The sequence below is a fragment of the Nonomuraea sp. C10 genome, from assembly GCF_008017515.1.
Taxonomy (GTDB): Bacteria; Actinomycetota; Actinomycetes; order Streptosporangiales; family Streptosporangiaceae; genus Nonomuraea; species Nonomuraea ferruginea.
Map to the genome: position 1 here is coordinate 2,709,814 of NZ_VPFF01000001.1, position 12,508 is coordinate 2,722,321.

General features: G+C 73.4%; 11 protein-coding genes. 8 read left to right on the plus strand and 3 right to left on the minus strand.

Translation table 11 applies throughout. From position 1 onward, the window contains the following. Window position 1: 1 nt before the first annotated feature. Window positions 2–592, minus strand: coding sequence for an RNA polymerase sigma factor (locus FR742_RS12340; protein ID WP_148031097.1), 591 nt, complete (start codon window positions 590–592; stop codon window positions 2–4). Window positions 593–829: 237 nt separating this feature from the next. On the opposite strand from FR742_RS12340, the gene FR742_RS12345 reads away from it, so the two are divergent. After that, window positions 830–2,038, plus strand: coding sequence for an ROK family transcriptional regulator (locus FR742_RS12345; RefSeq protein WP_261808487.1), 1,209 nt, complete (start codon window positions 830–832; stop codon window positions 2,036–2,038). Here the strand turns inward: FR742_RS12345 and FR742_RS12350 are convergent. Next, window positions 2,024–3,025: a LacI family DNA-binding transcriptional regulator gene (locus FR742_RS12350; RefSeq protein ID WP_187281124.1), complete on the minus strand. Its 1,002-nt coding sequence runs from the start codon at window positions 3,023–3,025 to the stop codon at window positions 2,024–2,026. The genes FR742_RS12345 and FR742_RS12350 overlap by 15 nt on opposite strands. Before the next feature lie 139 nt (window positions 3,026–3,164). Between FR742_RS12350 and ureA the strand changes: the two genes are divergently transcribed. The 7 genes from ureA (at window position 3,165) to FR742_RS12385 (ending at window position 11,156) form a co-directional block, all read left to right on the plus strand. Next, the gene (ureA, locus tag FR742_RS12355; protein WP_315970610.1) at window positions 3,165–3,866 is read left to right on the plus strand and encodes an urease subunit gamma; all 702 of its coding nucleotides are present in this window, start codon (window positions 3,165–3,167) and stop codon (window positions 3,864–3,866) included. After that, window positions 3,863–5,542: an urease subunit alpha gene (locus tag FR742_RS12360; RefSeq protein ID WP_148031099.1), complete on the plus strand. Its 1,680-nt coding sequence runs from the start codon at window positions 3,863–3,865 to the stop codon at window positions 5,540–5,542. The genes ureA and FR742_RS12360 overlap by 4 nt, the downstream gene beginning before the upstream one ends. Before the next feature lie 20 nt (window positions 5,543–5,562). Then, a complete protein-coding gene (locus FR742_RS12365; RefSeq protein ID WP_148031100.1) occupies window positions 5,563–7,191 on the plus strand; it encodes an amidohydrolase in 1,629 nt (542 codons plus the stop codon). 10 nt (window positions 7,192–7,201) lie between these two features. After that, on the plus strand, window positions 7,202–8,572 hold the full coding sequence (locus tag FR742_RS12370; RefSeq protein WP_148031101.1) for an APC family permease: 1,371 nt from the start codon (window positions 7,202–7,204) through the stop codon (window positions 8,570–8,572). A 78-nt stretch (window positions 8,573–8,650) separates the two neighbouring features. Further along, complete coding sequence (locus tag FR742_RS12375; RefSeq protein ID WP_261808488.1) at window positions 8,651–9,295, plus strand: sugar O-acetyltransferase; 645 nt, start codon at window positions 8,651–8,653, stop codon at window positions 9,293–9,295. Beyond that, entirely contained in the window at window positions 9,292–9,870 is a 579-nt protein-coding gene (locus FR742_RS12380) for a TetR/AcrR family transcriptional regulator (protein WP_148031102.1), read from the plus strand. Before FR742_RS12375 ends, FR742_RS12380 begins: the two co-directional genes overlap by 4 nt. Window positions 9,871–9,902: 32 nt before the next feature. Further along, on the plus strand, window positions 9,903–11,156 hold the full coding sequence (locus FR742_RS12385; protein WP_148031103.1) for an MFS transporter: 1,254 nt from the start codon (window positions 9,903–9,905) through the stop codon (window positions 11,154–11,156). Between the two features lies 1 nt (window position 11,157). Here the strand turns inward: FR742_RS12385 and FR742_RS12390 are convergent, their stop codons facing one another. Next, window positions 11,158–12,360 (minus strand): erythromycin esterase family protein, encoded by a 1,203-nt coding sequence (locus tag FR742_RS12390; RefSeq protein WP_148031104.1) that lies wholly within the window; start codon window positions 12,358–12,360, stop codon window positions 11,158–11,160. Window positions 12,361–12,508: the final 148 nt, after the last annotated feature.

A 12,508-nucleotide genomic window follows, 5' to 3' on the forward strand; every position in this document is an offset into this window, starting at 1 on the left:
TTCAAACCTCCTTCGCCACGTGACCCAGTGCCTCGCGCAGCTTGGCCCTGGCCCGGTTCACCCGGGAACTGACGGTGCCGATCGGGATGTCCAGGGCCGAGGCGGTCTCCGCGTAGCTGAGGCCGGCGCAGGCCACGAGCATCAGCGCGTCGCGGTCGCCCCGGGCCAGGCCCTGCAGGCCGCGCGCCAGCCGGGGGCTGAGCTGCTCGGCGGTCACCCGGTCGGTGACGCGGTCGGCGTGGCCTTCCACGTCGTCGCGGGCGGCCGAGCGGCTGAGTGCCCGGTAGAGGCGGAGCTCGCCGCGGCGATGGCGGCCGATGAGGTTGGTGGCGATGCCGTACAGCCAGGCCCTGGCCTCCGGGCGGGTCAGGTCGTAGCGGTCGCGCTGGTCGAACGCAGCCAGGAACGTCTCCGCTGCCACGTCGTCGGCGGCGCCGGACCCGAGCCGGGCGGCGGCGTAGCGGTGGATCGCGGTGAAGTACCGGTCGAAGATCACCGAGAACCACTCCGGCTCGTGCCGGGAGTTCGCGATGACCGACGCGTCGTCCGGCTCCGCGGCCAGCCGTGTGGCGGGGTACGAAGGGTCATGCATCCGGCGCCTTTCTCGAGAAGAGGGTCGGCGCTGATTGCCCGATGCGGGCGTTCTTGTTCGCGGTGCCCTCCGGACGGTGACGACGATCGGCGTCCCGTCGCGCCCCCCGGCCACGGCAGGTCACTGTATCCGCGGGGCGGGCGGAGGACCGGCCGCCCCGGCCGTCCGGGTGCCGAAGATCACACTTCCGGGGCATACTCCGCGATACTGGGAAGCCGGACGATCGCGGAGGTCAGGTTGGTTCAGGAGGAGATCCGCCGGAACAACGTCGGCACCCTGCTCCGACACGTGCACCTGGGCGGTTCGGTCTCCCGTACGGCGCTGAGCGAGCGGATGCGGCTCAACCGCAGCACCATCATGGCGCTGATAGCGGAGCTCACCAGGGCCGGCCTGGTGCGCGAGGAGCTTCCCCAGGGCACCGGGCGGGCGGGGCGGCCGTCGCTCGTGGTCCGGCCCGAGTCGGGCCGGGCGTACGTGCTGGCCTTCGACGTGGCGGTGGACAGACTGGTCGCCGCCAGGGTCGCGCTGGGCGGGATCGTGCTCGACCGCAGGGAGGCGGTCCGCCCGCGCGCCGGGGCGGACCTCGACCGCGTGGTCGAGGTGCTCGCCGAGTTCGGTCGCCGGCTGCACGGGGAGGCTCCTCCTGACGCGCTGTGCGTCGGGGTCGGCGCGTCCTACTGCGGGATGATCCGGCCCGGCGACGGCATGGTGCGCTTCGGGCCCGACCTGGGCTGGGTCGACCAGGCGTTCGGCGCCGAGCTCGGGCGCCGCCTCGGGCTCGGCCTGCCGGTGTCGGTGGGGAACGAGGCGCACCTCGGCGCGCTCGCCGAACAGCAGCGCGGAGCCGGCGCGAACTTGCAGAACCTGATCTACCTCCATGGTGACGTCGGCGTGGGCGGCGGCATCATCGTCGGCGGCAAGTTGCTCGACGGCGACAGCGGATACGGCTGCGAGCTGGGGCACATGGTGGTCAACCCGTACGACGGGCGCCCGTGCGGCTGCGGCTCGCACGGCTGCCTGGAGGCGGAGGTCGGCGAGCGGGCCCTGCTCGACGCCGCCGGGCGACCGGCCGAGCTGTTCGGCCGCGACGCCGTGCGGGCGGTGGCGGACGACGCCGACCGCGGCGATCCGGCGGCCCAGGAGGCGCTGCACCGGATCGGTGACTGGCTCGGCATCGGGGTGGCGAACCTGTGCAACCTCTTCAACCCCGGCATGGTCATCTTCGGCGGCACGTTGCGCGAGATCTATCCGGGCATGGCGGCACAGGTGCGCGCCCGCATCGCCGCCAACGCGCTGCCCGTCGCCCGGGAGAGGGTACGGCTGCGCACGTCGGCCCTGGGCTACGACGCCACGCTGGCCGGCGCCGCCGAACTCGGCTTCTCCGGCCTGCTGGCCGACCCGCTGGGCGTGCTCGCCCGTACCGCGCCGTGTTCAGCCCGCCGGTGAGGTGCTGGCCCGCACCATGAGCCGGGTGGGCAGGACCTCCACCGCGCCCGGCGCGACGGCGCCGGTGAGAAGGTCGGCGAGCATCCGCGCCGCCCGGCGGCCCATCTCGCGCGGCGCGATGTCGATCGCGGTGATGGGGGTGGCCAGGCCGCGCAGGGAAGGGCTGTCGACGTATGAGGCCACCCGCAGGTCACCGGGCACGTGGCGGCCCTGCTGGAAGGCGGCCTGCACGGCGCTGTTCGCGCCGCCGTCGGGGACGGAGACGATCGCTTCGACGCCGCCGGGCGCCCGCAGGGCCTCGGCCACGGCGCGGCTGACGTCCTGCGGCTCGCAGACCAGCGGCACGTCGTAGACCAGCGGCGTCCGGCCGGTCTCGGCGCACCACCTCTGGTAGGCGGTGCGGATGTCCAGGCCGAACGCGGTCTCCTCGCCGGGGCAGAGCATCGCGATCTGGCCGCCGTGGCGGGACAGGTGGCCGAGCAGCGTGCGGGTCGCCGCGGCGTGGTCGGACTCGACCCGGCCCGCGTGCCGGGCGCCCGGCGTCAGGTCGCGCTCGCAGGTGACGATCGGCACACGCAGGCCGGTCAGCGTCTCCAGCATCGGGTCGCCGAGCACGGGGTCGGAGACCACCACGCCGTCGAGGTGGAGGGACGGCGCGCGCCCCGGATCCTTCGTCGCCGGGATGAGCGTGAGCGCCAGATCGTGGGCCAGGGCCTCCTCGGCGGCGCCGATGGCGAGGTGCATGTAGTACTCGAGACCGATCGTGCGGCCGGGGAAGTAGAGGCCGATGGCCCCGGTGCGGCCCCTGCGCAGGTTGCGGGCGCTCCGGTTGGCGACGTAGCCCAGGTCGCGGGCGACCGCGGCCACCCGCTCGCGCGTCGCGGCGGGCAGCCGGCCCCGGCCGCTCAGGGCGTCGGACACGGTCGTCGTCGACACCCCCGCCGCGCGGGCCACGTCCTGCAAGGTGATCGGTCGAGGCGCGTTCATCAAGGGCCACCGTACTCCCGCGCGACGGCGGTCGCGGCCGTGGTTCCCGCGCCTGTGCAGGAACGTTTCTCCAGACCATTGCAGGAACGTTCCTGTACGTGTTCTAATCATGCCCACCTCGGCGGATTCCCTACAGGTCATGGAGGCGGTCGTCGTGCATCTCACTCCTGCGGAACGCGACCGGCTGCTGCTGTTCACCGCGGCGGAGCTGGCACGGGCGCGGCGGGCCAGGGGCCTGCGGCTGAACGTGCCCGAGGCCACCGCGCTGATCGCGGACACGGTCTGCGAGGCGGCGCGTGACGGCCGGCGGGTCAGCGAGGCGATCGCCGCCGGGCGCTCCGTGCTGACCCACGAGGACGTGCTGCCCGGCGTCACCAACGTGGTCGCCGAGGTGAAGGTCGAGGCGGTCTTCGACGACGGGACCCGGCTGGCCGTGGTCACCGCCCCGTTCGGCCCTGCGGTTCCCGACCCGGCCGGGCCGGGCGCCCTGCTGCCCGGGGCGGACCGTCCCGAGCCGTACGGCGACGAGGTTGTGACGGTCCTGGTCACCAACACGGCGGCGGTGCCGATCAGCGTCACCTCGCACTTCCACTTCTTCGAGGTGAACCCGCGGCTGCGGTTCGACCGGGCCGCCGCCTACGGGCGGCACCTGGCCGTGCCGGCGGGCACGGCGACGCGGTTCGACCCCGGCCAGACCACCGGGGTGCGGCTGGCGCCGATCGGCGGCGCGCGCGTGGTGGTCGGCTTCGCCGGCCTCGTGGACGGGCCGCTGGACGCCCCGGGCGCCCGGGAGGCGGCGCTGGAACGGGCTCGGGCCTGCGGCTACCTGGGATCGGAGTGACCGTGAACGGCGGCGACTACGCGGCGGTGTACGGGCCGACCACCGGGGACAGGGTGGTGCTCGGCGACACCGGGCTGGTGGTGGAGGTCGAGGCGGACGCGCAGCGGCGCGGGGACGAGTTCCTGGCCGGCTTCGGCAAGACCGCCCGCGACGGCCTGCACCTGAAGGCCACCTCGACCCACGACACGTGCGACCTCATCGTGTCCAACGTGCTGATCCTCGACCCGCTGCTCGGGGTGCGCAAAGCCTCCATCGGGATCCGGGAGGGCCGCATCTCCGCGATCGGGCGGGCGGGGAACCCCGACACCCTCGACGGCGTCGACGTGGTGGCCGGCACCGGCACCACGATCATCAGCGGCGAAGGCCTGATCGCCACCGCGGGAGTGATCGACACGCACGTGCACCTGCTGTCGCCGCGGGTGATGGAGGCCTCGCTCGCCTCCGGGGTGACCACCATCCTCGGCCAGGAGTTCGGCCCGGTGTGGGGCGTCGGGGTGAACTCGCCGTGGGCGCTGCGCACCGCCTTTGCCGCGTTCGACGCCTGGCCGGTCAACGTCGGGTTCCTGGCCCGCGGCTCCTCGTCGCGGCCCGAGCCGCTGGTCGAGGCGCTGGCCGAGGGCGGCGCCTGCGGGTTCAAGGTGCACGAGGACATGGGCGCGCACGCCCGCGCGCTGGACACCGCGCTCCGGGTGGCCGAGGATCACGACGTGCAGGTCGCGCTGCACACCGACGGGCTGAACGAGAGCCTGTCTGTACGCGACACGCTGGCGGTGCTGGACGGGCGCACCATCCACGCCTTCCACATCGAGGGCTGCGGCGGCGGTCACGTGCCCGACGTGCTCAGCCTGGCCGGGCAGCCGCACGTCATCGGCTCCTCCACCAACCCGACGCTGCCGTTCGGCCGGGACGCCGTCGCCGAGCACTACGACATGATCGTCTCCTGCCACGGGCTCTCTCCGGACCTGCCCTGCGACGAGGCGATGGCCCGCGACCGGATCCGCGAGCAGACCATGGGAGCCGAGGACGTGCTGCACGACCTCGGCGTCATACCCATCACCTCCTCCGACGCCCAGGGCATGGGCCGGGCCGGTGAGACGGTCCGGCGGACCTTCGCCCTGGCCGCGAAGATGAAGGCCGAGCGGGGGGCCGAGCACGACCGCCACGACAACGCCCGGGTCCTGCGCTACCTGGCCAAGCTCACCGTCAACCCGGCGCTCGCGCACGGGCTCGGCCACGAGATCGGCTCGCTGCGGCCCGGCCTGCTCGCCGACCTCGTGCTCTGGGAGCCGGCCAGGTTCGCCGCCACTCCGCAACTGGTGCTCAAGGCCGGGTTCCCCGCCTGGGGCGTGACCGGCGACCCGAACGCGGCGGTGGACGAGGCGCAGCCGCTCGTCCTCGGCCCGCAGTTCGGCGGGTACGGGGCCGCTCCCGCCGAGCTGGCCGTCGCCTTCGTCAGCCGGGCCGCCGCCGAGGCGGGGTCGGATCTGCTGCCCACCCGCCGCCGCCGCGTCCCCGTACGCGGCACGCGCGGCATCGGCCTGCCCGACATGGTGCGCAACGCCCGCACCGGCCACGTCCACGTCGACCCGCGCACCGGCGCCGTCCGGCTGGACGGCGAGCCCATCAGTTCCGCACCGGCCGAACAGGTGTCCCTGTCCCGCCTGTACTTCCTCTGACCTCGAAGAAGGTGCACCGAGTGACCCCACACGCCGATCTCGTGATCGTCGGAGCCGACGTCTACACCGTCGACGCCGCACGGAGCTGGTCCGACGCGGTGGCCGTGCGCGGGGACCGGATCGTCGCACTGGGCGAGCCCGCCGTCCGCGAGCTCGTCGGCCCGCGCACCCGGGTGATCGAGGCGCGCGGCGGGATGGTGCTGCCCGGCTTCCAGGACGCGCACGTCCACGCGCCGTTCGCCGGCCGCAACCGGCTGAACGTGGACCTCAACGGACTGGTGGGCCGGCGGGCCTACCTCGACCGCATCGCCGCCTACGCGGCGGGGGAGCCGGACCGGCCCTGGATCGTCGGCGGCGGCTGGGCGATGGAGTACTTCCCCGGCGGCACCCCGCGCAAGGAGGACCTCGACGCGATCGTGCCGGACCGGCCGGTGTTCCTGTTCAACCGGGACGTGCACGGCGCGTGGGTGAACTCCGCCGCGCTCGCGCTGGCCGGGATCACCGCCGCCACCCCCGACCCGCCCGACGGCCGGATCGAACGCGACCCGCGGACCGGCGAGCCCACCGGCACCCTGCACGAGGGCGCGGCCTACTCCTTCAACGACCGGCACGTCCCGCTGCCCTCCCGCGAGGAGTGGGAGGACGCCATCCTCGACGCCCAGGCGCACCTGCACTCCCTCGGCATCACCGGCTGGCAGGACGCCTGGGTCACCCCGGCCACCCTGGACGCCTACCGCTCCCTGGACTCCGCCGGCCGGCTCACCGCGCGCGTCGTGGGCGCGCTGTGGTGGGACCGGCATCGCGGGCTGGACCAGATCCCGGAGTTCCTCGGCCAGAGGGAGACGGGCACCGCCCGGTTCCGCCCCACCACCGTGAAGATCATGACCGACGGGGTGATGGAGAACTACACGGGCGCGCTGCTTGAGCCCTACTGCGACGGCTGCGGCGGGCACACCGCCAACCACGGCCTGACCTACGTCGAACCCGACCTGCTGGCCGCCGCGGTCACCGAGCTCGACCGGCTCGGCTTCCAGACGCACCTGCACGCGATCGGCGACCGCGCCGTGCGCAACGCGCTCGACGCCGTGCAGGCCGCCAGGACCGCCAACGGCCCCGGCGACCGCCGGCACCACATCGCGCACCTGCAGCTCGTGCACCCCGACGACGTCCCCCGCTTTCGCGCCCTCGGCGTCACGGCCAACTGCCAGGCGTACTGGGCGCAGATGGAGCCGCAGATGGAGGAGCTGACGCTGCCGTTCCTCGGCCGCGACCGCGCCGACCTGCAGTACCCCTTCGGCGACCTGCTGCGCTCCGGCGCGACCCTGGCGATGGGCAGCGACTGGTCGGTGACCACCGCCAACCCGCTGGAGGAGATCGAGGTCGCCGTCACCCGCGTCGACCCGGAGAACCGGGACAACGCGCCGTTCCTGCCCGAACAGGCGCTGCCGTTGCCCGTCGCGCTGGCCGCGTTCACCGCCGGCTCCGCGTACGTCAACCACGACGCCGACGCCGGCACCATCGCCGTCGGCAACCGCGCCGACCTCGCCGTCCTCGACCGCAACCTGTTCGCCCGCGCCGCCGGCCCGGCCGCCGACGCCCGCGTCGACTACACCATCACCGAGGGGTCCGTCGTCTACGAACGCCCCTGAGGAGGAACCCTTGTCCAGCCAACCCCCCACCCCACACCTGCGGCGGGTGCTCGGTCTGCCCTCGCTTGTCCTGTTCGGCCTGGCGTACATGGTGCCGCTCACGGTGTTCACCACGTACGGGATCGTCACCGAGATGACCGAGGGGCACCTGCCCGGCGCGTACGTCGTCACCCTCGTCGCGATGCTGTTCACCGCCTACAGCTACGGGCGGATGGTCCGGGCGCATCCGTACGCCGGCTCGGCCTACACCTACACCCAGAAGTCGTTCGGCCCGCACCTGGGCTTCATGGCGGGCTGGGCCCTGCTGCTGGACTACGTGTTCCTGCCGATGATCAACTACCTGGTGATCGGCATCTACCTGAACGCGGCCTTCGAGGCGATCCCGGCCTGGGTCTGGGTCGTCGGCGCGATCGCCCTGGTCACCGGGCTGAACGTGCTGGGCATCCGGATGGTCAGCCGGATGAACGTCGTGCTCATCGGGATCCAGGTCGTGTTCGTCGTGGTGTTCCTGGCCGGAGCCCTGCGCGCCATCGCCGGTGAACCGATGCCGTCGATCACCGAGCCGTTCTTCGGCGACGGCACCGACCTGTCGACGATCCTCGGCGGCGCCGCGATCCTGTGCCTGTCCTTCCTGGGGTTCGACGCGGTCTCCACGCTGTCGGAGGAGACGCACGACCCCCGGCGGCGGGTGCCCCGGGCGATCATGCTGACGACCCTGGCCGGCGGCGTCTTCTTCATCGTCATCTCCTACGTCGGCCACCTGGCCTTCCCTGACTGGCAGTCGTTCACCGACCCGGACTCGGCGGCCCTGGACGTCATGCGGCACGTCGGCGGGACGCTGCTGGCCGCCTTCTTCACCGCCTCCTACATCTCCGGCGCGTTCGCCTCGGCGATGACCTCGCAGGCGAGCGTCTCCCGCATCCTGTACGCCATGGGCCGCGACGGCGTGCTGCCGCGGCGGTTCTTCGGCTACGTGCACCCCAGGTTCCGCAACCCCGTGCTCGCCACGCTCGCGGTCGGCGCGCTGTCGCTGGTGGCGCTGGTCATCGACCTGGAGCTGGCGTCCGCCATGGTCAGCTTCGGCGCGCTCGTGGCCTTCTCCTTCGTCAACCTCTCGGTGATCAAGCACTACGTCGTGAACGAGGGCAGGCGGACTCCGCCTGACCTGGTCAAGTACGGCGTGGCGCCCGCCGTCGGCGTGCTGCTCTGCCTCTGGCTGTGGACCAGCCTGTCCGGCCTCACGTTCATCGTCGGGCTGACCTGGGTCGGCGCCGGATTCGTCTACCTGCTCGGCCTGACCCGGATGTTCACCCGCCGCCCGCCGGAGCTGCGCCTCGGCGAGGTCGAACGGGACGACGACGTCACCGTGCCGACCACGTAGGTCACCCCGCTGACGCGTTTCCACCGGGGAAAACATCCTTTACGTACGAATGTACATATAATGTGTACACTCGTCCTTATGACGCATGATTCGGACGGCCGCTCGATGCGTGAGCGGATGCTCGCCGGCGACCTGTACATCGCCGACGACCCGGAGCTGGCCGAGCACATGCGGCGGGCCGCGGACCTGATGGACGCGTACAACGCCACGTCGGCCCGTGACCCGCAGGTGCGGCGGCGGCTGCTCGCCCAGCTGCTCGGCGCGGTCGGCGAGGGCACGGAGATCCGGCCGCCGTTGCGGGTCGACTACGGCAGCCACATCCGCGTCGGCGCCCGGTCCTTCGCCAACTTCGGCCTCGTCGCCCTGGACGTCGCGCCGATCACCATCGGCGACGACGTGCAGATCGGGACGAACGTGCAGCTGATGACCCCGACCCATCCGGTGGCCCCGGACCTCCGCCGGGCGAAGTGGGAGTCCGCCGCGCCGATCACCATTGGCGACAACGTCTGGCTGGGCAGCGGCGTGATCGTCCTGGCCGGCGTCACGATCGGGGAGAACACGGTCGTCGGCGCCGGCGCGGTGGTCACCCGCGACCTCCCGCCCAACGTGGTCGCGGCCGGCAACCCTGCCCGGGTGATCCGCACGATCGAGCACACCGGACCGAGCGCAGGTCCGGACGCAGGTCCGGGTGCAGGTCTGGGCGCTGGTCCGGGCGCGGGGTGAGTCGTGTCTCCGGCGGGGACGGCGGGGCCGCGCCCCGGCGCGCCCGCCGCCACGACCCCGGCCGGCGGGACCGGCTGATCGACGCCGCGCTCACCGTCATCGCCGAGCGCGGCCTCGCCGGGACGACCCACCGGGAGATCGCCAGGGTGGCGGACGTGCCGCTGGGCTCGACGACCTACCACTTCACCTCTCTTGAGGAACTGCTCGCCGAGGCGTTCAAGCGGTACGCCGCCACGGTGGCCCGGGTGTTCGACGAGCGGATGGCGGCCGCCCGTGACCGGGACGCGGCGGTCGAGGCCGTCATCACGCTGGTCTCGGACGACCTGCTCGGCTCGCAGCGCGACCTCGTGCTCACGGTGGAGCTGTACGTGGCCGCGGCCCGCAACCCGGTCCTGAGAGCCGTCACCCAGGAATGGATGGCCCGCAGCCGCCAGGCGCTGGAGCGCCACTTCGACGCCGACACCGCCCGGGGCCTCGACGCGCTCATCGAGGGCCTCACGCTGCACAACGCGCTGTCGACCGAGCCGATGACGCCCGCGCAGATCCGCGACGCCATCCAGCGCTACCTGCGCTGACCCCCACCCCCTCTACCCCGATCGGAAAGCCGATGTCCGTCACCGCGCCCGCCCGCCGGGCCCGCGTCGCCGTCGCGGCGCTGTTCCTCACCAACGGCGCCGTGTTCTTCAACATCGTCCCCCGCTACCCGCAGATCAAGGCCGACCTCGGGGTGACCAACGCCGTCTTCGGCACCGCGCTCGCGGGATACCCGCTGGGCGCGCTGCTGGCCGGGCTGCTCGCCGGCGCCGCCATCCGCCGCTTCCGCTCCGCGCGGGTGGCGGCGTTCGGGATCGTCCTGACGACGATCGCGACGCTGGTCCTGCCCTTGGTGCCGAACTGGGTCGCGTTCGGCGGCGTGCTGTTCGTCGTGGGCGCTCTCGACGCGATCGTCGACGTCGCCCAGAACGCCCACGGCCTGCGGGTCCAGCGGCTCTACCGGCGCTCCATCGTGAACTCGCTGCACGGCCTGTGGAGCGTCGGCGCGGTGCTGGGCGGCCTGATGGGCGCGGCCGCCGCCGGTCTCCGGCTGCCCCTGGCGATCCACCTGGCCATCTCCGCCGCGCTGTTCAGCGTCGTCGCCGTGGTCGCCTACCGGTTCCTGCTGTCCGGCCCGGAGGACGCCGAGCGCACCGCCGAGGCCCAGGACCCGGTCGCCGCAGACGGCCATCCAGCCGCCCCGGCCGCCGCCGACGGCCATCCGGCCGCCCCGCCCGTCCGGGGCGGGCGGCGCTCGTTCGCCGGCCCCGCCGTGCGGATGCTGGCCGCGCTCGGCGTGCTGGCCGCCTGTGGCGCGCTCGTCGAGGACGCCGGCGCGTCCTGGGGCGCCCTCTACCTCAGCGGCCTGCACGCCGACGCCGCCACCGCCGGCCTGGCCGTGGTGGCCTTCCAGGCCGCCATGACCGCCGGCCGCCTAACCGGCGACCGCGTGGTGGACCGCTTCGGCCGGCGCGCCGTCGCGCGGGCGGGAGGGGCGCTGGCCGCCGCCGGCATGGGCGGCGCGCTCGCCGTGCCGTCGATCGCGACCGCGCTGACCGGCTTCGCCCTGGCCGGGCTCGGCTTCGCGACGCTCGTCCCCGCCGCCATGCACACCGCCGACGAGCTGCCGGGGCTGCCCCCCGGCACCGGCCTGACCGTCGTCAGCTGGCTGCTGCGCGGGGGACTCCTGCTGTCCCCGCTCCTCGTCGGACTCGTCGCCGACCTCGTCAGCCTCCGCGCCGGGCTGCTCTCCGTCGTGCTGGCGGGCCTCGTCACGGTCGTCTTCGCCCGTGCCCTGGTCGACCGGGAACACGTCCGGTCGCGCTGACCTACCTCGGCGGCATGTCCTTGACGTACACGATGCCGTCGCTCTGAGCCAGGTGGGCCGGATCGAGGGGGAAGTAGCCGAACCAGGAGGACTCGCGGGGCCCGGGCGGCGCATCGGCGAGGACGGCGGCCAGCCAGCGGGCGTCGACGACGTAGCGGTCCTCCGGGAGCGCGTACAGGAGCCCTTCGACGGTGTCCGGGGGCGGGGTGTCCACCCCCTGGTGCCGGATCGTGCCGAGAGCCCCGGCCACGAAGGCGTACTCCTCGCCCAGGTGGGCGCTCACCAGCGCGCCGGCGCCCCACCAGTCCAGCGGCAGGTCGCCCATCCGCATCGCGGCCTCGTGCCGCTGCAGGTGGAGGTTGTGGGCGTGGACCAGCACCGGACCCCGCCGGGCGGCGGCGAGGAGGTTGTCGGCCATGATCGAATCCCGTACGCCCAGCAGCCGCGCCATGCGGCCCGGCGAGTCGTCGGCCATCCAGAAGTGGTAGCGCATCAGGCCGGTGGCGGCCCGCGCGTACTGGCGCGCCCGTTCCCAGGCGTCGCGTGAGGTCGCCGCGATCAGGTGCGGCGTCCGCTCGTCGAGCAGCGCCGCCAGATCGTCGGCGAGCAGCCGCAGCTCGCGGGCCTCGGCCGACCGTCCCACGGACCGGGACGGATCCATCATCGCGGCCTGCTCGGTCCACCGGTCGTCGGCGCCCAGCAGGCGGTCGAGCGTCTCCGCCGTGCAGGGGAGCAGGCTCTCGTGGACCAGGGCCGCGAGGTAACCGTGGAGCGCGGTGAGCGACTCCCGGGGGCTCGCCGGGCCGGTCATCTCCATCGGGCCGTCGACACCGGCGAAGCGCAGCCGCTCCGGCGCGGGCCGGCCCTCGTTGTAGGCGCGCATCCAGCGCACGAGCTCGCGGTTGCCCGCCGCCGCGCCCCACCCGTGGCTGATGCCGCGCTCCATGACCTCGTCGAGGGTGCCCGTGCCCCCGGTGACGTAGTCGTCCACGACCAGGCCCATCACGCAGTCGCTCTCGATGGCGATCGTGGTGTAGCCCTCCTGCTCGACGAGCTGCCGGAAGAGCTCGTTGCGGACGTCGAGCAGGAGCTCCTCGCCGTGGGTCGGCTCGCCCAGCGCGAGCACCCGCGGCCGAGCCGGGAGCAGCCGCATGACGGCGGCGGCCTCGACGGCATGGGCGGTGTCCTTGATGCCACTAGTCATGCCATCAACGGTATCGTTGGACGTACGGTTGAGACTTTGCTCGCCTCCATGCCTGGTGGAGGAGCACAACCCTCAAAAAGAGGTCAGCTGTCCGACCTAGCGGCCACGGGCGGGGCGGCACGGACGCGCGACGGTCGCGAGCGGTGAA